The organism is Streptomyces sp. NPDC025833, from assembly GCF_055558055.1.
Map to the genome: position 1 here is coordinate 348,156 of NZ_JBVHNF010000005.1, position 21,801 is coordinate 369,956.

General features: G+C 67.0%; 16 protein-coding genes, 1 tRNA gene and 1 pseudogene. 16 read left to right on the forward strand and 2 right to left on the reverse strand.

Features of this window, described 5'->3' with window-relative positions:
- Positions 1 to 2,350: 2,350 nt before the first annotated feature.
- Complete coding sequence (locus ACZ4K2_RS11050) at positions 2,351 to 4,153, forward strand: hypothetical protein (RefSeq protein ID WP_467471886.1); 1,803 nt, start codon at positions 2,351 to 2,353, stop codon at positions 4,151 to 4,153.
- Positions 4,147 to 8,517: a DEAD/DEAH box helicase gene (locus ACZ4K2_RS11055; protein WP_467471888.1), complete on the forward strand. Its 4,371-nt coding sequence runs from the start codon at positions 4,147 to 4,149 to the stop codon at positions 8,515 to 8,517. The genes ACZ4K2_RS11050 and ACZ4K2_RS11055 overlap by 7 nt, the downstream gene beginning before the upstream one ends.
- 398 nt (positions 8,518 to 8,915) lie before the next feature.
- Here the strand turns inward: ACZ4K2_RS11055 and ACZ4K2_RS11060 are convergent, their stop codons facing one another.
- Positions 8,916 to 9,380 carry an NUDIX hydrolase gene (locus ACZ4K2_RS11060; RefSeq protein WP_393741914.1) on the reverse strand — a complete coding sequence of 155 codons (465 nt, stop codon included), beginning with the start codon at positions 9,378 to 9,380 and terminating at the stop codon, positions 8,916 to 8,918.
- An 18-nt stretch (positions 9,381 to 9,398) separates the two neighbouring features.
- Between ACZ4K2_RS11060 and ACZ4K2_RS11065 the strand changes: the two genes are divergently transcribed.
- From ACZ4K2_RS11065 to ACZ4K2_RS11120, 12 genes and pseudogenes are all read left to right on the forward strand, one after another.
- Complete coding sequence (locus tag ACZ4K2_RS11065) at positions 9,399 to 10,178, forward strand: GntR family transcriptional regulator (RefSeq protein WP_467471892.1); 780 nt, start codon at positions 9,399 to 9,401, stop codon at positions 10,176 to 10,178.
- 137 nt (positions 10,179 to 10,315) lie between these two features.
- Entirely contained in the window at positions 10,316 to 10,672 is a 357-nt protein-coding gene (locus tag ACZ4K2_RS11070) for an SCO3933 family regulatory protein (protein ID WP_171156182.1), read from the forward strand.
- Positions 10,673 to 10,674: 2 nt separating this feature from the next.
- The gene (locus ACZ4K2_RS11075; protein ID WP_467471898.1) at positions 10,675 to 12,033 is read left to right on the forward strand and encodes an FtsK/SpoIIIE domain-containing protein; all 1,359 of its coding nucleotides are present in this window, start codon (positions 10,675 to 10,677) and stop codon (positions 12,031 to 12,033) included.
- Positions 12,034 to 12,117: 84 nt separating this feature from the next.
- Complete coding sequence (locus tag ACZ4K2_RS11080) at positions 12,118 to 12,321, forward strand: hypothetical protein (protein WP_467471901.1); 204 nt, start codon at positions 12,118 to 12,120, stop codon at positions 12,319 to 12,321.
- Positions 12,321 to 13,007: pseudogene (locus ACZ4K2_RS11085) on the forward strand (DUF2637 domain-containing protein). The gene ACZ4K2_RS11080 and the pseudogene ACZ4K2_RS11085 overlap by 1 nt, the downstream one beginning before the upstream one ends.
- Before the next feature lie 21 nt (positions 13,008 to 13,028).
- The gene (locus ACZ4K2_RS11090) at positions 13,029 to 13,229 is read left to right on the forward strand and encodes a hypothetical protein (RefSeq protein ID WP_393741924.1); all 201 of its coding nucleotides are present in this window, start codon (positions 13,029 to 13,031) and stop codon (positions 13,227 to 13,229) included.
- Position 13,230: 1 nt separating this feature from the next.
- The gene (locus ACZ4K2_RS11095) at positions 13,231 to 13,422 is read left to right on the forward strand and encodes a mobile element transfer protein (RefSeq protein ID WP_467471906.1); all 192 of its coding nucleotides are present in this window, start codon (positions 13,231 to 13,233) and stop codon (positions 13,420 to 13,422) included.
- Between the two features lie 12 nt (positions 13,423 to 13,434).
- Positions 13,435 to 13,590, forward strand: coding sequence for a hypothetical protein (locus ACZ4K2_RS11100; protein ID WP_101417603.1), 156 nt, complete (start codon positions 13,435 to 13,437; stop codon positions 13,588 to 13,590).
- Positions 13,591 to 13,614: 24 nt separating this feature from the next.
- Positions 13,615 to 13,932, forward strand: a complete 318-nt coding sequence (locus ACZ4K2_RS11105; RefSeq protein WP_393741928.1) for a SpdD-like protein — start codon at positions 13,615 to 13,617, stop codon at positions 13,930 to 13,932.
- Positions 13,933 to 14,059: 127 nt separating this feature from the next.
- Entirely contained in the window at positions 14,060 to 15,427 is a 1,368-nt protein-coding gene (gene repSA / locus ACZ4K2_RS11110; protein WP_393741930.1) for a replication initiator protein RepSA, read from the forward strand.
- Entirely contained in the window at positions 15,424 to 15,624 is a 201-nt protein-coding gene (locus ACZ4K2_RS11115) for a helix-turn-helix transcriptional regulator (RefSeq protein ID WP_356131060.1), read from the forward strand. The genes repSA and ACZ4K2_RS11115 overlap by 4 nt, the downstream gene beginning before the upstream one ends.
- The gene (locus ACZ4K2_RS11120) at positions 15,624 to 17,018 is read left to right on the forward strand and encodes a tyrosine-type recombinase/integrase (RefSeq protein ID WP_393741932.1); all 1,395 of its coding nucleotides are present in this window, start codon (positions 15,624 to 15,626) and stop codon (positions 17,016 to 17,018) included. The genes ACZ4K2_RS11115 and ACZ4K2_RS11120 overlap by 1 nt, the downstream gene beginning before the upstream one ends.
- A 174-nt stretch (positions 17,019 to 17,192) precedes the next feature.
- Here the strand turns inward: ACZ4K2_RS11120 and ACZ4K2_RS11125 are convergent.
- Positions 17,193 to 17,268, reverse strand: a tRNA-Arg gene (locus tag ACZ4K2_RS11125).
- 319 nt (positions 17,269 to 17,587) lie between these two features.
- Between ACZ4K2_RS11125 and ACZ4K2_RS11130 the strand changes: the two genes are divergently transcribed.
- On the forward strand, positions 17,588 to 19,195 hold the full coding sequence (locus tag ACZ4K2_RS11130; RefSeq protein ID WP_467471913.1) for a dynamin family protein: 1,608 nt from the start codon (positions 17,588 to 17,590) through the stop codon (positions 19,193 to 19,195).
- Positions 19,196 to 19,198: 3 nt separating this feature from the next.
- Positions 19,199 to 21,613 (forward strand): YfjP family GTPase, encoded by a 2,415-nt coding sequence (locus tag ACZ4K2_RS11135; RefSeq protein WP_467471915.1) that lies wholly within the window; start codon positions 19,199 to 19,201, stop codon positions 21,611 to 21,613.
- Positions 21,614 to 21,801: the final 188 nt, after the last annotated feature.

Genomic DNA, 21,801 nt, shown 5'->3' on the forward strand with positions numbered 1-21,801 from the left:
GTTGGACGTCAGCGGAACAGCCCTCGGATGGGCAGACTTCCAAAGGCTCGTCTGGCCGGTCGGCCCAGCGCCACCCCACATGTCGACGGAGTTCGATCCGGGCGCTGCCTGGCGCCGCCACCGCTCGGTCGGTGCGAGGGGGCAGGGCCGTCCCCAGACGCCCGTGTCCGGTGCTGTTGATGTCACCCGCGGATGTCAGTCGGAGCTAGCGCTTCCTGCGGATCTTGCGCTTCTTCTCCTTGGCTTCCTTCTCCTTGCGTTGGGCTACACCGTACGGGGACCACGGGCCCTGATGGATCGGGCACCGAGACGTGCCTGTCAGTACCTGACGCTGGCACCGGCCGCCAGCTTTGGTCGGGGCACCACACTTCGCCATGCTGCTTCCCCCTCCGGACTTGTGAAGCTTTAGGCACGGTGTCTCGGCTTCTGCCGGTAGGGAAGGCGCATGCCATCCCTGTCTGGTGCACGCGGGCGCATGTCGACGGCATCAGCTTGGGAAGCTTGGGGCTACGGGTTCCATTGGCTTGGTGGCCTGCTGCGTAGTGGCGACATGACATGTGGTCTGCTGGATGGGTGAGCGTTTGACCTCGGGCGCGGTGTGCCTCTGAACTGCGGTAACGGCCCACCCGTGTCCGCGGCTGTCCGCCGGCATTGTCACGCAGATGGACACTCACCATTCGGGCGTGCACGGCCTGCAAGCCGCACCAGCAGCGGTTCTGAGGGGAAGAGAATGGCACGGTGGCACTGTTAGCTGCGTGCCCTAGTGGGGTCGATGTTGCGATCCGCTGGCCTCACGCCTAGTCCCTCACCCCAGGCGAGCGCTCTGTCATGTCACTGCCGACCTGCACGTGCCTGGGAGTGCCGCGCGCTGAAAAGTCCGGTCGGCCTGGACGCACCGGCAGGTATCGATGACACTAATACGCGAGCTGAGGAGGAAGCGAACAAGAGCAACTGACCAGCGAACGCAAATGGTGACGAGGCATCGACCGAGACTCGGAAGGATGCGCAGCGCACACGCAAGTTCCGCTTTAACCATCAGAGTGAGCGCTGCAACGTACGGATCGCGCCGATACGGAGAACTAGTATGGCTATCAGAGCCATTGAAACACGCTATGCAGGTTGTAGGTTCCGTTCCCGTCTTGAGGCTCGATGGGCTGTGTTCTTCGATGCCCTCGGCATCGACTGGAACTACGAACCGCAAGGATTTGAGACCCAACACGGTAGGTATCTACCGGACTTCTGGCTTCCAGGAACGAAAGCATGGATCGAGGTCAAGGGTGGGAAGCCGACCAAGCGTGATCAGCTCAGATGCGCGGAGGTAGCACTAGCGGAGTGGAAAAGCGGACATCGATTCAGAATTTTGGTGGGCGATATCCCGCGCGCCCCATTTCTAGTGTCAGAGACGGGACCCTACGGTATCTTGTGCCAGTCCTGGACGGTCATCCCTGAAACGTCAGATCCTTTGCCCAAGCTGGGAGAGCCGCTCGAATTGGCACCCACGGTGAGGCCCGGCGACAGCGGGACACGGCAAGGATTCGCGAGAACGAGCTGGGTTCCGGTACATGAAAATGCCACAGACCTACCTGAGGCCTTGACCAAAGCACGCTCCGCCCGCTTTGAACACGGAGAGTGCGGATGACGCGGATGAGGGCTTGCAGTTAGGACTTTCGGCCCGGGCCCGTCTGCCCCTGCCTTCGACGCCTGATGACTTCCTGCAGTGTGGCTTCCAGGCTCATGGCACGGGTGTGCACCGCAGGACAGTCTCTGTCCCGGGGCAAGCAACGTGGCCTCCGGGCCGCGCTGTTGAAGGCTGTGAGGCGTTCCGCCTGCTGGCCCGCTGCGGCTGCCCCCACGGGTGGCAGAGCCCCTACAGTGACCGGCGATCTACACCTTCGCCCACCGATGGAGGCCGCTGGCCAGCGCTCCCACACCGAAGTCTGCGACACAGCGTTCACCAGCGGCACCTGTGCAGCTATCCTGAGTTGGCATCGTGTCAATTGGTCCTCGCGCTGGCGGCGAGACCGCTGGGGAGGGCGAACTCACTGTGATGACTTGGCCGACACGGTCGCTTCTCGACACCGGACAGGTCCCAGTAGGTGCTCTCGCGGGGTTCGCGCGCCGTGAGGCTCGTCGCCCGCGGCCGATCTACGGAGCGCACAAGTGGTTTGCCCGCCGATTCGGCACAGCGTTCCGTGCGCTACTGGTTGCTGCTACAACCCCACATGATGGGGACTTCTGGGCTGGCTACTACGAAAACGTTGACTTGCGCGGTCATACGGTCCTGGACACATTTGTCGGTGGCGGCACGGCCCTAGTAGAGGCTCAAAGGCTCGGAGCGAGCGTAATTGGGGTGGACGTCGACCCAGTTGCAGCCGCTGTCACCAAATTCGAGCTGAACGCTTCTGGCCAGCCTGACATAGACGTGATTGCCTCCAAGCTTCACGAGCGCGCCGCTAAAAAGCTGGCACCATTTCATGCAACCCATGGAGTGGACGGCGAGGAGCGTACAGTCCTGCATCATTTTTGGGTACAAGCAGTCGACTGCGCCGGCTGTGGGCGCACTGTAGAAGCTCATCCGAGTTATCGGCTCGCTGCTAACCCAGATGGAAGCCGACAGTGGATTATTTGCCGAAAGTGCGGCGACATACTTGAGCGTCCAGGGGGTAAGGCAGCCGCGCGTTGCGGAACGTGCCGTGCTCTTACCCGTGTCGACGAAGGTGTAGTGACGGCCGGCACGATGTGCTGCCCAGATTGCGGGCACCGAGAGCGCCTCATCGACGTAGCAGAAAGAACCGGGAAGCCTCCGGTGTGGCGATTGTTCGCTCTTGAGGTTCTAGATATTGAGCCAACCCGCCGCAGCACACCGCTATCGCAGCGTTCCTTCCAGGTTGCAACCGACCGAGACCGTGCCCTTGTTGAAGAAGCTGAAATCGAGCTCCAAGAGCGACAAAAGGAAGGACGTGGTGTAATCCCAGAGGATTATATCCCTTTGGTGCGCACTGATGATCGACTACTTCGATATGGGTATGAACAATACCGGGATCTTTTCAACCCTCGACAACTCCTGCACCTCTCTGTTCTGCTTGAAGAGATCTCTGGGCTTTCAGCCGCGGAGAAGGAAGTCGCTGCTCTAGCCTTTTCAAATCACTTGACGACCACTTGTATGCTTACTAGTTATGCCTCCGGGTGGCGCCGACTTGTCCCGCTATTTTCCCTACGGGCGTTTCGTCATGTACCACGTCCCGTGGAAGTCAATCCTTGGTTGTTGGGAACGGGGCGTGGCACATATCCCAACGCACTGAGGCAAGTGCGCGCAGCTGTGGACTTCAGCAGGAATCCCAAAGAGTTCACAAAGGAAGGTTTCACCCCAGTACCTTCCATCGCACCTCTAGCGCCTCCCAAAGTTGTCTGCGGCAGTGCCGAGGACCTGTCACATGTAGAGTCTGAGTCCGTATCTCTTGTGCTTTCGGATCCGCCGTATCTGGACAATATTGCGTATAGCGAGCTATCCGACTTCTTTGCGCCATGGCTCCGGGCTACTGGAGTTATCAGTTCAGAGGATCCCGAAGCCGCACGACGCACGAGCCTAGCGGCATCAAACCGCAAGGCGCGCGCTGCAAGCGACTTCGCCACTCGGCTCGGTAAGTGTTTTCAAGAGGCCGCGAGAGTGCTGAATAGTACTGGGCGTGTGGTTTTCACTTACCAGCATGCCACCGCGATCGGGTGGCTGGGTCTCGCGCAAGCTCTTTCAACGGCAGCACTAAAGCCTGTGCAAGTATTTCCTCTGCAAGGTGATGGGGGGCTCGGGCTCCACGCCCACGAAGGAAACAGCATTTTCGATGCCATTCTTGTCTTGCGCCGTGCGCCGCTGTTGGCGGTCAACAGCGACGAGGACGCGGGTAATGTAGAATTTGACCTCACCATCAGCTTGGACGGAGAAGCGACTGCTCTAGGGCGCGCTAATCAGTGGGAAAGGAAGCTGAACGGCGAGATTCCTGGAGTTTACCGGGTACCGGACGATATCAACTTGAAGCGTGCTTTTCTCATTTGCGCTGCGCTTGAGGAAAGGTTTGAACGGCCAGCAGGAGAGCGCAAACTTCTTCTGCAATCGCTCATTGACGTGGCTGAACCAAGTTTCGCTAAAGCTTGCTAGATAGCTGGGAGAGCACTGTGCCGCACCTCCGGAAGCAAACACTAGGGCAGTTTCTCGCGACTCAGTGTGTGAGGCAGCTTGCCTTGAATATAGCTGCGGATGAGGCGGCGCGGAAAGACGGCATCAACGAAGTCTCTCAATTCGGGATGCCAGCGAAACAAAAGACGCGTCCAGGAATCCAGCTCATTACTAAAGCCGGCCGCGATTGGGAAGCGAAGAAGTTCGCTGACATTGAGCAAACGTTTCCTGCCGGCACGTTGGTCGGCAATGCGCGAACCACCGTAGATCCAACTACCGGAAGCACAGTAGCGGTGGGCTACTCGGTGCAGGACCTTGCTGCAGCGCTACCCAAAGTCTCCCCTGGTCACTTCCTGGTAGAGGCGCAGTACGAGGTATCGGGTAGCTTTGTACAGGCATTCGCAGGAGGACTGCCAAACCTGTCTTTTGCCATGCTGCGGCCGGACCTTATCCAAGTCCGGGACGCATCGTCCTGCCCTAGTAACCTAGAGGTTCTTCCCGACGGACATATCAGGGAACTGGACGCAGAAGACGCCCGGCTTCGACTGCGGGTTATTGACATCAAGCTTACGTCGGAACCTACCCCTGGCTATTATGCAGAAGTGACTTACTATGCCATCGCCCTGGCAGGATGGCTTGTTGACAATGCTCTGACAGACCGGTTCGTAGTCACAGCCGATGCGGCGGTGTGGCCTGGTTCGCATGAGGCTGCCGCGGTACGTCGCGCTCAGGAGCAGGCTACCGCCGGCGGCGGTAGTGGGCTTACTCCGGCTGACTTGGCCCGTGCGTTGGAGGACGACCTCGAAACCGTTCCCTTTGAGGTCTTCTCCCTCTGGCTACGTCAGTTCTTCAGCGGCCCTTTGGCTGAGGCAGTGGCGGCCGGCGCTAAGTGGCGGGATCTGCCCTGGCATGTAGACAACCGCTGCCGGAACTGCGATTGGCTCGGGCAGAAGTGGTATGAGGATGGCGAGCCTTCATGGGCCGCAGATCATTGCATCCCCACCGCTGAAGCCGACGGACATCTGTCTCGTGTCGCATTCCTTGGAAGAGGGGCAGCAGAGGCGCTCCGCCAAGGAGATGTTGAGAACGTTCCAGATTTGGCGACGCTCACAGATGACGACGAGGTATATGAGCAGCATCAGAGTCTAAGGGCTGGGCGTACCGTTATCGGCTCTCGCGCCAGGGTCCTTACCGGCGAGGCAAACGCTGCGGTTATCCCGAATGCTGGTACATCTGCTGTAATGCCAGCGTTCGCGAATCTACGTCTTCGCGTCGCTACCTACTTCGACGTCGGCTCTGGTATTACGCTGGCGTTTGCGTTGAACGGGTACTGGGTTAAACCTGACCGGTCAACTAAGGCGTTCCCGACTGAGGTTTATATCGTGGAGCGTAAGGATCTATCTGATGAGCTAGAGAGGCTTCAAGCTTTCCTGGCCAGGATTAATCAGATTCTGGAAGAAGTGCATACCGCGCAGGGTGACGCGACCTATCAGGTCTACATTTGGGACCAGGCTCAGTACGAGCACCTGACACGAGTGATTGGGCGTCACCTCAACGCCATCGTTGACCCGCAAAGTGGGATTGCTGACCTCGCCTGGCTTTTCCCACCAGAGAACCTGGCTCCTAACCCGCGCATGGCGACCCGGCGGAGTCCCATCACTGTGGTGAGGGACGCGGTTAGGGCTCTAGTAGGAGCTCCGGTCGCGCACTACTACTCCCTGCTGGAGTTGGCCAAGGTTTATCAGCCTACCCGCCTTGAGCGTGCATTCGACGTTAATCCCCACCCGATGTTTCAGGATCCACTCTCGGATCAGATCCCGTCTGAACGGGCACATGAGATCTGGACCAAGGTCAAGCCTCGACCTGCCACCGCTAAAAGGCCGGCTCAGCGTAGGGACTATCAACAGGTAATCTCTGACTTGCGTCGGAATGTTGATCTCAGGATTCGGGCTTTGCAGCTCGTGACTGATCGTCTCGGCGAGGATCTGAAGGGTGTACTCAAGGCTGCGGCACCGGAAATCAGAGTTGGCCCGCTAGACAACGTTTCCAAGTTGGCTTCTGATAGCCATTTGTGGTTGGGGCATTGCCAACTCAACGCCGCCATCCAAGAGGTGGAGGTATACACGAGCCGCGCCATGCCTGTGCATGAGCGCGAGGCGCGCTTTCGAGCTGCGAGGCTGCCCAGCAGGATCATCGGGGATGAGGCTGCCGCAATTCTCCGTTCGCGGCGGGTAGACGAGAGGCCGGGAGTTCGCGTCTACGAGATCGGTGCAGGCTCGCGAGAAATGAAGATCAAGGACGGGGACATAGGTTTTTGTATCTCGTCCGCTGAAGATCCGACGTTCCTAGATCGACCGATATTTCCGTTGAAAGATATTCCCGGTATGCCGGAGTTGCGGCCATGGGAGTTCCGTTGGCGCCTCGACTCGGTCACCGAGTGTAACATCGTCGCCTTTGATCGTTCCGATGGTTATGTCATTCTGGAACTCAGAAATCCACAGATGGTGGAAGCCCTTGAGAGGGTGGGTTTGGCGTCGTTCGAGCGTGACGTAGTCCTTGATCAAAAACCTGTGGAGTTCCTCACGAGGCGAGTACAGGCCGCCCTTGCGTATATCGGCAATCCCCTGATAGCTCAGCAATCGGCGAACAGGGATGCGGCTCGCGCCACTGGGCAAGAGCGGCGCCGTAGAGGGGCTCGAACCTCGCCGCTTACTTGTGCTGGTGAAGTGCTCTGGGGAGCTCAGAGCATGCTAGAGCAAAGTAGTGCGCGAAACATGGTCGCTGCTGAAAAGGCTGCTAGTCAGCTCGGCGAGCTGAACCCTTCTCAGCGCGCTGCCTGGATCCAGGCGTTGACACGGCGTATGTCATTGATCTGGGGCCCTCCGGGGACGGGGAAGAGCCATACGCTGAGGGCTATCATCGTGTCTGCTCTCGCGGCTGCCGCCGAAGGTGATCAACCAATTCGAATCTTGGTAACTGGGCCTACCTACACCGCAGTCGACAACGTGGTGGGGGCCAGCTTGATCGAGGCGCTGCAAAAGGTTGTGGCAGGGCAGGTACATGTGGCCCGCGTACGTTCTCCCCAGCGTTCAGAGGACGAGGTTTCGAGCGGTATCAACGACGTTCCTGTCGACAGTCGGAATCCGGCGCCCGAGCTCATCGAGCTCCTGAACGACCTCACGACCTCGTCAGGTCTGACCCTAGTCGCGGCGACACCTCAGCAGGCGTCCAATCTCACGGTCGCGGCGAACGGTGTCAACGGTGCGGGCGATACTCCCGGCGCCCACCTCTTCGACATGCTGATCATCGATGAGGCCTCGCAGGTCGACGTAGCTACCTCGACGCTCCCCCTAATCGCACTGGCCGATGGTGCGTCAGTGATCGTGTGTGGCGACGATCTCCAGATGCCGCCCATCCACTCGGTGGCCCCTCCGCGGGGGCTGGAAGCGATGGTCGAGTCGATTTACACGTTCTTGCGTGTGTGTCGGGACGTCGTGCCTACTATGCTGTCAATCAACTACCGGTCCTGCGAGGACATTGTGGGGTTTGTGCGGCGAGCGGGATACGCAGAACTCGAATCGCACTCACCGGATATGCAGATGGCACTGGTATCCCCCCTACCCGAGCAGAAGCCGACGGACTGGCCGGCGTCACTGCCCTTCAGTCCGTCGTTGTCTGTGCTGCTTGATCCCAGTCGCCCTGCCTCGTCGTTCGTGTATAGCGAGGGTCTCGCTAGTCAGTGGAATGCCTTTGAGGCGCAGGCGACTGCGGCGATGATCCGTCTGCTTTACGGGCGTCTTGCCAGTCAGGTTTCCGGTGAGAAGACGCTTGGCGTGCAATCAGGCATGAAAGCGGTGGACCGGAAGGCGGCTACTGCCCAGGAGTTCTTTACGAGTGGTGTGGGTGTTGTAACCCCGCACAGGGCTCAGCAGAGTCTCGTCGTGTCAGAGTTGGTGAAGGCATTCGAAGGTGTCCCCGAGGTGACTGAAAAGCTCCTGAGGGAAGCTGTGGACACTGTCGAGCGGTACCAAGGGCAGCAGCGTGACGTCATCATTGCAACGATGGCGTTGGGAGATCCGGACGCCATCGCGAATGAGGACGAGTTCCTCTTCAATCTCCGTCGCTTCAATGTGATGATCTCGCGTGCAAGGGCGAAAGTCGTAGTTCTCTCCTCTCGTGAGGTTGAAACGCATATGCCAGGTGATCCAAAGGTGTTGGAGGATTGTCGCCTGCTGAAGGCTTACCTGGGGCTCTATTGCGACCGCGAGTTGGACGTTGAGCTCAGTTGGTTCCGCAGAGGCAGCGATGAGCGGACGCAAGTTGGCTCTATCCGCTGGCATGGGTAGAGCAATTTTCCGCCAGCCCCATCGCTCGCGTTACTGAGGTCAAGTAGGGCGGCGGAGCGGGTTTGGCCGGTGGCCTGCCCGGTTCGGGGTCGAGCATGAGCAGGGGGCCGTACGCTGATTGGCAACTCGGGCAGGCTTTGGGCCTGACCGCAATGTGCACGAGTGGCCCCCTGGTCTTGCTCGACGCGGGACCCGGACCGGGGAGGTGGCTAAAGCCGTGGAGCCGGCCGCCCCAGCCACGACGTACCCCTTTTCTGGCATCAAGTGGCTGATTGCTCTGAGCGCGGCACGGACGCCGGCCGGGCTGGAGCGGGGCGGAGACAGGAGCGCAGGCCCGGCCGGGGGCCGGGCCGCGCGCGGTGAGCGGAGCGAGCCGCCTTGATGAAGGAGAGAAGGTTTTATCCCGCTGGGATGAGCCGCTTGCCGTCATGGCTACGCACGTGGGGGCCGTTGTCGTCCAGGGCGTCCAGGAGTCTGACCGCGAAGACCTCGGACATGCGCTCGCTGACCTCGTCGGGCGTGAGCCAGGAAACCGCCGTTGACTCGCTCGACGTGCGCTCGGTGCCGCCGGACGGCTTGCAGCGGAAGACCAGGGCCACGATGCCGCGGGTGAGGTTCTTGTAGACGCCGGTCAGCTCGTCCACCTCGACGTGGATGCCCGTCTCCTCCAGGACCTCGCGGGCTACGCCGGCCTCGGGGGTCTCGGTGAGTTCGAGGATGCCGCCGGGGAGCTCCCAGGTGCCGTTGTCGGCTCGGCGGATCGCCAGGAGGCGGCCGTCCTCGCGCACCACCACTCCGGCCACGGATACGGAGTGCAGGGGAGACGGCGTCGCTTCCTGTGCTTGACTCATGTAGAGGAGCATAGGAGGCAGAGAAGGACTATGGGAACTGCGGCTGGAGGGGTCGGGTCCGGACCTCGGTACGTGCAGATCGCGGACGAGATCGTGCAACAGATCCGGGCGGGGGTCCTCAAGCCTGGCGACATGGTGCCGAGTGAGTCTGAGCTGGTCGAGCGCTATGGCGTGTCCGGCGGGACGATCCGTAAGGCCATGGTCGAGGTGCGGGCAAGCGGGCTCGTAGAAACCCGGCATGGCAAGGGCTCGATCGTGAAGAACCGGCCTCCGGTGCGGCACCGCTCCTCCGATCGCTTCCGGCGTTCGCTCCGGCGGGGTGGACAGGCGGCCTATCTTGCGGAGTCCGCGCAGTCCGGCGCCACCGCCAAGGTCAGCGTTCTCTACATCGGGCCCACGGAGGCGCCCGAGGATGCGGCCCAGCGGTTGGGCGTTCCGGCCGGTACGCAGGTACTGGCTCGCCGGCGTCTCTACTTCCGTAACGGCACCCCGGTCGAGACCGCGACGTCGTACCTGCCCTGGGACGTCGTGAAGGACATCCCGGAGCTGTTCGCCGAGAACCCCGGCGGTGGTGGCATCTACGCCCGACTCGAAGACCACGGAAACGAGTTCGCGGAGTTCGTCGAGACACTGCAAGCGCGGCCGGCCTCCAAGGCGGAAGCCTCAGAGTTGGCGCTGAGCCCGGGGGCACCCGTGGTTCACCTGATCCGGGAAGCCCGTACGACCGCAGGTCTCGTGGTCGAGGTGTGCGACACCCTCATGGCCGCTGACCAGTTCGTTTTCGAGTACCGGATCCCTGCCGCCGACTGACGCGCACTCAACACCCGTTAGCCCGTCACGAGTTCTTCTTCATGGCGGGTTGACTCATGTACATGAGTCGGGCACTCTTCTTCCTGTCACTCATGTACATGAGTGACGGAGTCCAGCATCTATAGAGGAGTGATCCTGTGCGTCAGATCCCCGTTGACACCTCCGGCGCCGTTGTGATGGTCGCCAAGTCTCCGCAGGTCAAGGTCCGTGACCGCCGTACCGGTGAGATCGCCACCGACGCCGAGACCGGGGCCAAGTTGATGACGGTCGACGTGATGTTCGCGGCGAACGAGGAGGTGGAGATCCTCTCCATCACCGTCCCGGAGCCCGGCATCACCGGAGAGCTGGCCATGGGCACGCCGGTCGCGCTCACCGGTCTGATCGCTCGGCCCTGGGAGAACGACTTCAACGGCCAGAAGCGGCACGGCATCGCGTTCCGCGCGGTCGCGGTCACTTCACTCGCCGATGCCGCCGCAAGGCCCAAGGCGGCCTGATCATGACCGCCTTAACGGTCGCCCTGGTGCTGGTCGCCGCCGCCGTAGGTTTTCTGCGGTGGCGGCGCCCCGCCTGGTACTGGTTGACCTTCGGGGTCACGCTGGCCGTGGTGCGGGTCCTGGTTCGGTACGGCTCGGTCATGGACGCGTGCGGGCTGACCGTTCCGCCCGCGCGGTGGCGGCTCGCCCTCGCCCGTGCCACCAACCGGCCGATACCGGGGCCACGCGCCCCGCGCATTCTGCGGCTGCGGCCGACTCGTACCGGCCTGGTCCTGCGGCTCAAGCTCCGGCCTGGGCAGGACGCCTTCGACGTCGCCGCCGCCTCGGACCGGCTCCGGCATTCCTTCTCGATGTACGGCGTGACCTCGCGGGAACTGCGCTCCAGCGTCGTAGAGGTGCGGATGACCGGCTATGACGTACTCAAGCGGGTGCAGATGCCGGCCGAGACCGAGAGCCGGCCGATGCGGGTGCCGGTCGCCCTGCGGCAGGACGGCTCGGTGCACTACCGCGACTACCGGGCGATACCCCATGCCCTCACCCTCGGGGCCACGGAGTCCGGGAAGTCCGTCTACCAACGCAACCTGGTCGCCGGACTCGCTCCGATGGACGTCGCCCTCGTCGGCATCGACTGCAAGCAGGGGGTTGAGCTGTTCCCATTGGCCCGCCGGTTCTCCGCGCTGGCCGACAACCCCGACACCGCCGCCGACGTGCTTGATGCGCTCGTGATCCGGATGGAGCGCATCTATCAGGTCATCCGGGCTCAGCAGCGCATCGCCGCGGACGTGCCGGACGCGGAGATCGCCGCCGACATCTGGGACCTGCCGGCCGATCTGCGCCCGACCCCGGTCGTGGTCCTGGTCGACGAGGTTGCCGAACTCGCCCTGTTCGCCAACAAGGAGGAGGAGAAGCGGCGGGACCGCATCATCACCGCCCTGGTCCGTCTCGCCCAGCTTGGCCGCGCGGCCGGCATCTACCTCGAAATCTGCGGGCAGCGCTTCGGCTCCGAACTCGGCAAGGGCATCACCATGCTCCGCGCCCAGCTCACCGGCCGTACCGCACACCGCGTCAACGACGAGACCTCCGCCAACATGGCCTTCGGCGACATCGCCCCGGACGCCGTCCTCGCCGCCATCCAGATCCCGGCGGAGATGCGGGGGCTCGCCATCGCGGGCGACTCGTCCGGAGGGTGGCACCGCATCCGCGCCCCACACACGTCGCTCCGGCAGGCCGTGAACATCTGCAACCGGCATGCCGACCGGACCCCGGACCTGCCTGAGCTGGCTCCGTTCCGGCCCGTCTTCTCCGCCGCCGCTGCCGCTCCCATGTCGCTGGCCAAGGCTGCTCCCTCGGCCACCGTCTGATCCCTCTCTCATCCCCACTGGTCGGCGCGACCGCCTTCGCGCCAAGTCCCTACCCCACGATGCCCAAAGAAGGGAGATCCCGCTGTGTGCCCGAACTGCGAGGACTTCGCCCGGACCGTGCTCCTGCTCGGTCAACTCGCCCTCTACGCCGACACGAACGGCGCCGACCTCGACTTCATCGAAGCCGTCAGTCCGTCCCTCGCCGTCTCCCTGCCCGAGCCGCCGCCCGGCGCGTTCCCGGACGGCTACGACTCCGACGGCGGCCCCGCCTACCCGGGTGACTCCTGATGGGTGCCCGTCACGGCCTCCGCGTCGACGCGGTCCTGGTCCAAGCCGTCATTGCCGGCGCCCTGTCCTTCGCGCACCTGCACGACCTGGCCTCCGCCGCAGGACAGAACGGGTGGAAGGCATGGGCCTACCCGGTCAGCGTCGACCTGCTCCTGGTGGCCGCCTGGCGGCGTCTGCGCAGTGATGGCCCGTCCCGGCTGGCCTGGTGCTGATTCCTGGTCGCACTCTGCGCCTCGCTCGGTGCCAACGTCGCCACCGCCGGGTTCCTCGACCTGACCGACCCGCCCGCCTTGCTCCGCCTCGGCATTGCCGGATGGCCTGCTCTTGCCTTCCTCGGCGGCACGCTCCTCGCCCACTCGTCGGCTGTGGAGTCGAAGCCATTGCCGTCGGCACCCGTTGCGGAGGCGGAGGGAGCCGAGCCCCCAGCCCAGCAGCAGACACCAGACGCCGAAGCCGCTTCGGCCACAGAAGCCGTGGCCGAACCTGACGCGGTCCCCGCCCCTTCGGACCAAGCTCCCGCCCAGGCTCCTGCTCCTCCGGTCCCCGCCGTCCTCGTCGACCACGCCCGCAAAGTCGCCGACGAGTACCGCGCCCGTACCGGGGCCCCTATCGACCCCGACACCCTGCGCTCCCGTCTCGGCGTCCCGCCCCACCTCGCCGACGCCATCGCTGCCCATCTCGCCTGATCGGCGAGAGAGGAAAGACCTGTGATCCGTGACCCGGCCGACCTGACCGCCTCCGACTACCTCGACGGTGCCCGTGAGATGGCCGCCGCCAACCGGCCCTTCCTCGCCCACCTGCTCGCCGAGGAAGCCGCCCGCCTCACCGCCGACCCGACCACCGCCGCCGGCATCCGCGCCAGCTTCCCCGCCCCGACCATGACCTCGACCCGAGAGGAAACCGACTGACATGCCCGCCCGCGACCACTTCCACTCCGTGATGCGCATCGGCCCGGTGCAGATCGGCACGCACCGCGACCGCAACGGCCACACAAAGCACGCCGCCGTGTGCAGCTCCGACGGCTGCGGCTGGTCCGCCGACTACTCCAGCCAGTCCGCGGCCCAGCTCGCCGCCCGCACCCACCGCTGCCGCATCCGCTAGGAGACATCCGCCATGCAGGTCCCGCTCTGGCTCGCGCTGCTCGTCGTCGGCTACCTCGGCGTCAAGCTCATCCGCCCGCCCGCCTGGCTCATCGCCGTGCTCCTGCTCGGCGGCTTCCTCCTCGCCGACAGCGTCCTCGCCCCCGCCATCAACGCCCTCGTCAAGTAACCAGCCCGCGAGAGGAGACCACCGATGTTCCGCCCGAAGATCCCGACCATGCCCACGCCGACCGGGCTCGGCACACCGCCCGCCGTCGTCGAGCCGACCGCCATCACCCCGAACGCGGGCACCCCGCCGGTCGCCCCGACGGCTCCGACGCCGTCCCGGCCCACGGTCCAGCTCACCCCCGGCACCGCCCTCGCCCTCGTCGGCGGCGGCACGGCCGTCGTCCTGGTGCTCGGAGCCGTCCTGGTCTCCCTGCTCCTGGCGGTCGCCATCACCGGAGCCTCGGTCGCCGTCTGCGCGGTCGTCCTGCGCTCCCTGCTCGCCTCCGACGCCAAGCGTCGCTGACCGGCACCCGGGCGGCCTCGATACCGCCAAGCATCCGCCGCCCGGGCGCCGTCCCTGTCCGATCTCGCAACCGGAAGGAACCCCAAGCATGGCCCACCGCGCCTCACCCGCGACACCGAGTGCGCCCATGCCCGACACATTGCTTGACCCGATCACCCTCGGGGACGTGCTCCGGGTGGCCTCGGCCTCGGACTACGCCCGCTGGGAGGACCAGATCCGCCGCACCGGCGGCTGCTCCGACCCGATCCACCTCACCGGCTGGGTCCTCCACAAGGACAAGACCACCGGCGAGACCCTGCACCACTACTCCACCGAAAAGGAGCCGGGCGGACGCCTCCGCCTCGCCTGCGGCAACCGCCGCGCGTCCCGCTGCCCGTCCTGCGCCTGGACCTACGCGGGCGACACGTACCACCTGATCCGCGCCGGCCTGGCCGGAGATGACCGCCGCGACATTCCCGCTACCGTCCGCGATCACCCGCGCGTCTTCGCCACCCTCACGGCTCCCTCGTTCGGCCCGGTCCACAACCGCCCCGATCACGGCACCTGCCGCTGCGGCACCCCGCACGCGCCCGACGCTCCGGAACTGGGCACCGCCCTCGATCCGGACAGCTACGACTACGCGGGCGCCGTGCTGTTCAACAACCACGCCGGTCAGCTTTGGCAGCGCTTTACCACGCGACTCCGCCGTGAACTCGCCGCCCGCGCCGGCCTACCCCGCCGGGAACTCGCCGAACACCTCCGCGTCTCGTACGGCAAGGTCGCCGAGTTCCAGAAGCGCGGCGCCCTGCACTTCCACGCCGTCGTACGCCTCGACGGCCCGGAGGGGCCCGGGACACCCCCGCCCGCCTGGGCCACGGTCGACCTCCTCACGGACGCCGTACGTGCTGCCGCAGCGCACTCGTACACGTCCGTATCGGTCCCGGCCGCCGGTGACGAGCCCGCCCGTACCTTCCGCTGGGGCCGACAGCTCGACGTCCGCCCGGTCAAGGCGTTCGGTGACGGCTCCGACATCACCGAACAGGCCGTCGCCTCGTACGTGGCCAAGTACGCCACCAAAGCCGCGGAGAACACCGGCACCCTGGACCGCCGTATCGGCGAACTCGCCGAACTCGACCGCCACCAGGTCCCCGACCACACCCGGCGGCTCATCACCGCGTGCCGCGACTTGGACAGCCTCTACCCGGACCGGCGCCTCTGGGCCTGGGCCCACATGCTCGGCTTCCGCGGGCACTTCTCGTCCAAGTCGCGCACCTACTCCACCACCCTCGGCGCCCTCCGTCAGGAACGAGCCGACTACCGCGCAGCCCAAGAGGCATCCGTCCTGGGCCTCGACGACCGCGAGCCGGACACCGTCCTCGTCCTGGCGGACTGGCAGTACGCCGGCCACGGCCACACCCCGGGCGAAGCCGCCCTCGCCGCGACCATCGCTCGTGACCTCCAGACCAGCCGCGAGACCGCCCGCGAAGCCCTCCTGAACGAAGGGAGCACGGAATGACCACGGCCATCCGGCCACGACGCACCATGCTCACCCTCGCGGAGGTCTGCGAGGAACTGGCCATCTCCCGCTCGACCTTCTACGACTGGCGGGCCAAGCGCCGTGCGCCGCGCTGCATCAAGCTCCCGAACGGCGACCTCCGGATCCGGCGGAGCGACCTCGATCACTGGCTCGACGACCGCGAGGACGCCGCCTGATGGAGACGACGTACGACGTGAAGATCTACAAGATCCTCACCTACAAGGGCGCCCGGAAGACCACGTACACCGTGCGTTGGGTGGTCGCGGGCAAGCGCTGGCGTGAGCCCTTCAACACCGTCGCGCTCGCCGAGGGTTTTCGCTCGGAACTCATCCGGGCCACGAGCAAGGGCGAGGCTTTCGTCGTCGCCACGGGGCTCCCGGTGTCCCATCGCTCCAAGTCGGCTGCCATGAGCTGGTACAAGTTCGCCGTCGAGTACGTGGACGCCCGTTGGCCTCAACTCGGCGGCAACAGCCGCAAGAACATCGCGAAGACCATGACGGCGACCACCATCGCGCTGTTGCGGGCCAAGCCCACCCAGTTCGCCCCTGCGGCCGTGCGCACCGCGCTGCGTGAGTGGGCGTTCAACACGAACCGACGCCCGGACGCGCCCCGAGACGTGGTGGCCATCCTCAAGTGGGTCGAGCGGAATTCCCTGCCCGTCTCCGCCTGGGAGGACCCGGAGAAGGTCGACCAGGTCCTGCAAGCCATCGACACCCGCCTCGATGGCAAGCAAGCGGCGGCCTGGTCCCGGAAGCGCAACCGCCGGATTCTCAACGTCGCCATGAAGTACGCGATCCGGCGGCGCATCCTTCGGGCCAATCCTCTTCCCAAGGGCAAGGAGTCGACTGCGGTCACGAAGACCACCAACGCCGTGGACAAGCGGTCCTTGCTGAATCCCGAGCAGGCGGCGGCCATCCTCGTCTGGATACGGCGCCGGCCGCGCGGCGGCAAGCGGCTCCATGCCTTCTTTGCCACGCTGTACTACTGCGGCCCCCGGCCCGAGGAAGCCGTAGCCATGCGGGTGGAGGACGTGACCCTGCCGGAACCCGACGCTGACGACCAGTGGTGCGAGTTGCTGATCCACACGGCGACGCCGGAGATCGGGAAGCAGTGGACCGACACGGGGGAGATTCACGAGCAACGTGACCTGAAGGGCCGAGCGGAAGGCGAGACGCGCACGGTGCCGGGGCATCCGGCCCTCACGCGCATCCTGCGGCAGCACATCGAAGACGAACAGCTCCAGCCGGGTGATCTGCTCTTCCAGGGTGAGTCCGGCGGCATCCTCGCCGGGTCCGTCATCCGCCGGGCGTGGCGCAACGCACGTAAGGCCGTACTGCCTCCGCACGTCTACGAGTCGCCCACCGGGCGCCGCGTGTACGACAACCGCAACACGCGGCTGACGAAGTGGCTCAACGACGGGATCCCGCCAGCCCAGGTGGCTGAGTGGGCCGGGAACAGCGTGGCTGTGCTCCTCGCCACGTACGCCCGATGCGTCGACGGGCAGCTGCCGGACCTCAAGCGGCGGCTCGAAGCCGCGGGTGACCTGCCGGAGCTCCCTGACGCCGGCTGATCCCCAGCCGAAAACTTCGACACGTATTCGACACGGCCACCCGCGAAAACCCGGTGACAGCCGGACAGCCCCGGACCCGACCCTTGATCAACAAGAGGGTGTCCGGGGCTTCGTCGTACCCGCTGACAGCAGCTCTGACCAGCGAAAAGACCTCCCGAGCGGGAGGGCGGAAACTGGCGCCCCCGGCAGGACTCGAACCTGCGGCCAAGCGCTTAGAAGGCGCCTGCTCTATCCACTGAGCTACGGGGGCCGGTGGGTGGCCTCGTGCCTGGTGCCCTGGTGGGGGCTGATCCGGGACGTTGCCGGGGTCAAGGATAGGGCTCCCGGTTCCTTGACCCTGTCGCTTCGCCTCCGTGGCTCAATGTGGAGGTTCGGTGAAGCGGTCCTGATAATCGCAGGCAGGTACGAATCGTGCACCGCTTTTGGCGTCCGCCGCACCGGGTGTTGTGCACTCGTTATGCCTGCACAGCGCCTCTGTCCTGGTCATCCCTTCTGCCCTTTCTGTTCCGTCGGCGCGCAGACATGTCCATATGCTTCAGAATTCCCCTAAAATTGGGCATTCTTCACATGTGGTGACCTTGGACGTACGGCCCCAGCTGCTCGACACACTCTCCGCTCTGCGCGACCGTGTCGCCGCCGCACGCTTTCCGCTGCCCCTGGCCGGGGCGCCACGCGCGCGTGCCAACCGCGACGAACTCCTCGCGCAACTCGACGACTACCTCGTACCCCGGCTGCGGCACCCCGAGGCGCCGCTGCTGGCCGTCGTCGGCGGCTCCACCGGCGCGGGCAAGTCGACGCTCGTCAACTCCATCGTGGGCCGGCGGGTGAGCGAGGCGGGCGTGCTCCGGCCGACCACCAGGACGCCGGTCCTCGTCTGCCATCCGGAGGATCATCACTGGTTCAGCGGCATGCGCGTGCTCCCCGACCTGACCCGCGTGTGGGCCCCCCGGCGGGACCCCGCCGACGACTTCCTCGTCCACGACGAGCAGCCCGCGCGCGTCCTGCACGTCGAGACCGTCGACACGCTCCCGCGCGGCCTCGCCCTCCTCGACGCCCCCGACGTCGACTCCCTGATCGCGGACAACCGGGTCCTCGCCGCGGAGCTGATCTGCGCCGCCGACATCTGGATCATGGTGACCACGGCCGCCCGCTACGCCGACGCCGTCCCCTGGCACCTGCTGCGCACCGCGAAGGAGTACGACGCGACGCTCGTCACGGTCCTGGACCGGGTGCCCCACCAGGTCGTCTCGGAGGTCTCCCGGCAGTACGGCGCCCTCCTCACCAAGGCCGGCCTCGGCGACGTACCCCGCTTCACCGTTCCCGAACTGCCCGAGTCCGCCTGGGGTGCCGGCCTGCTGCCCGCCACCGCCGTCGCACCCCTGAGGACCTGGCTCGTCCACCACGCCCAGGACCCCGCCGCCCGTCAGCACGTCATGGCGCGTACGGCCCACGGACTCCTGAACTCGCTCAAGGCCCGCATGCCCGAGCTGGCCAACGCCGCCGCGGCCCAGTACGCGGCCGCCCTCCGGCTCACCTCCGCCGTGGACGCCGCCTACGACAGCGAGCACGCGCGCGTGCGGGCCCGGCTGCACGCCGGCGCCGTACTCTCCGGCGACGCCCTCAAGCGGTGGCGGGCCTTCCCCCTCGACTGCACGGCCGGGGAACTCCTCGACGCCCTCGTGGAGAGCCTGGCGGCCCTGCTGCTGTGCTCCGTCACCGCCGCCGACGAGCGCGTCGACGACGTCTGGCGGCGCGAGCCCGCCGCCGGCGCCCCGGAGCTGGCCGCCCGCGACACCTCCCTGGAGGGCGCCGAGCACCGCATCGGGCTCGCGGCCCGCCGCTGGCGGCGCGAACTGGAGGAGTACGCCGAGGACGAGGTGCGGGTGCTGGAGCGCACCGGCGCGCCCGACCCGGAGGTGGTCGCCGCCCTCGTCGCCACGGCGGTGCTGGGCGGGCGCCGGGCGCGTACCGCCGGGGAGGGACTCGCCGAGCGGCTGGGCGCGCACGGTGTGCTGCGGCTGCGCGACCGGGCGGGACGGCTGCTCACCGAGCACGTGGACCGCGTCATGCACGCCGAACGCGAGCGCCGCATCGCGCCGCTCGACTCCCTGGACGTCCACCCCGAGCCCCAGGCCGAGCTGATCGCCGCGCTGTCCGTACTGCAGAAGGAGAGGTGACCGGTGACCGCCGTCACTGATCAGGACCACACGGAGCACACCGACCACATGAGGCGCACCGACCACGGCGCAGGCAGCGGCGACACCGGGTCCTCGGAGCACGGCGCCCACTTCGGCCCGCCCGGCACGGACGGCGCCGAGCGCACCGGCGGCCTCCCACAGGCCCGCCCCGGCCTCGGGAAGGAGCCCCGCGGGACCAACGGCACCGGCACCGGCCGCTCCGGTCCCGACTCCTCCGGCACCGCCCGCTCCGCCGACGCCACGCGCGCGGGTGCCGCCGGGGAGCGGCCCGGGGACGACGACGGGCGGGAAGCGGGCCGGGGCGGGGCCGGGGGCCCGGGCGACGGGCGGCACGCGCGCGTACCGGGTGAGAACGACCGGCGCGACCCCTCCGAGCACGACCGCCCCGCCGATCGTGACCACCCCTCCGACGGTGCCTCCTCCGATCACGACCGCGCCGGGGACGACGGTGACGCCCGCTCGGGGCAGGACCGTGACCACCGCTCCGCGCGCGGGCTCGGTACCGAGGACGGCGCCTCCGTCCCCCGCCCGCAGCCCCACGCCACCCGGCCCCGCCCCCCGCGGTCCGCCTCCCCGCGTCCCCCGTCCGAGCCGCCCGCCGCCGCGAGGACCGCCCCCGCTCCCGCCGACCCGACGGAGCCGGAGGGCGCCAAGGACGCCGAGCCCCCTGGTTCCCCGGAGAACTGGGACGACGGGCTCATCGCGCGGCGCGTCACCGAGGCCAACGCCGCCGTCCTGGCCGCCGAGCGCGCCTGTGCCGGGGAGCACGGCCAGCGCGGACCGGGCGGCAACCCGCCGGCCTCCCTGGCGTACGACGGCCCGCTGCGGTCCCGCCTGGACGCCCTGAGGGAACTCGTCGGGCTCTCCCGCACCCGCCTGGACAGGCACACGCTCGCCGAGGCGGGCCGGGTCCTGGACGAGGCCGCCGCCCGCCGCAAGCTCTCCGGGCGGCACACCGTGGTCGCCCTCGCCGGCGCCACCGGCAGCGGCAAGTCGCAGCTTTTCAACGCGCTGGCCGGGGTGCCGATCTCGGAGACGGGCGTCCGGCGTCCGACCACGGCCGCCCCCATCGCGTGCAGTTGGAGCGACGGCGCGGCGGCCCTCATCGACCGGCTGGGCATCCCGGGCCGGCTGCGCCGCCGCCCGCAGCACAGCCCGGACAACGAGGGCCAGTTGCGCGGGCTCGTCCTCATCGACCTGCCCGACCACGACTCCGCCGCCGTGCAGCACCGCGAACAGGTCGACCGGATCCTGAAACTGGTCGACGCGGTGATCTGGGTGGTCGACCCAGAGAAGTACGCCGACGCCGTCCTGCACGAGCGCTATCTGCGGCCGATGGCCGGACACGCCGAGATCATGTTCATCGTCCTCAACCAGGTGGACCGGCTGCCCGGGGACTCCTCCGACCAGGTCCTGGACGATCTGCGGCGGCTGCTGGACGAGGACGGCATCGCACTCGGCGAGCACGGCGAGCCGGGCGCCACCGTGCTCGCGCTGTCCGCGCTCACCGGCGACGGCGTCGGCGACCTCCGGGAGGCGCTCGGCGACTTCGTGGCGGAGCGCGGCGCGGCGGCCCGCCGGGTCGCGGCCGACGTCGACGCCGCGGCCGCCGGCCTGCGGCCCGTGTACGCCACCGGGCGGCGGGCCGGCCTGAGCGAGGAGGCACGCGAGGAGTTCGGCGCGCGGCTCGCGGACGCGGTGGGCGCCACCGCGGCGGGCGAGGCCGCCGAGCGCGCCTGGCTGCGCAACGCCAACCGCGCCTGCGGCACGCCCTGGCTGCGGCTGTGGCGCTGGTACCAGGGCCGTGGCGACTCCTCGACGGGCCGCATCGCGGTGCGCGGCCAGGCGGACGAGGAGGCGACGGCACGCCAGCGGGTGGAGCAGGCGGTCCGGACGGTCGCCGACCGGGCCTCGGCCGGGCTGCCCGCGCCGTGGGCGCAGGCGGTGCGCGAGGCGGCCGTACGGGGCTCCCAGGGGCTGTCCGAGGCGCTGGACGACCTGGCGGCGCGGGCCGGGCTCCCCCCGGGGCGGCCACCGCGGCCGGGCTGGTGGCCGGTGGCCGTGCTGGTCCAGGCGGCGATGACCCTGCTGCAGATCGTCGGCGGCGCGTGGCTGGCGGGGCAGATCGCGGGCGTGATGGCGCCGAACCTGGGCGTCCCGGTGCTGCTGATGGTGTGCGGGATCGTCGGCGGGCCGCTGGTGGAGTGGGGCTGCCGGATGGCGGCCAGAGGACCGGCGCGGCGCTACGGCCAGGACGCGGAACGCCGGCTGCGGGAGGCCGCGGCGAGCTGCGGCCGGGCCCGGGTGCTCGACCCGGTGGCGGCGGAGCTGCTGCGGTACCGGGAGGTGCGCGAGCAGTACGGACGGGTCGTGCGCAGCGGGGCCGGTGTGGGCTGAGGGGGCGGTGGGGGAGGGGCGGGTCGCTCGCGAGGGTGGCGGGGTTGTCCACAGGCGGGGGGCCGTGCACAGCGCTCGGCGGGCCCGGCCCGGCGGAGGCAGTCTGAGGCCACGGCGATCGCACGGCGGGTCCGGCCGGAGGAACGGCGGGCGGTGCGGGCGGTCGGCGTGAGGTGCGGGAGCGTACG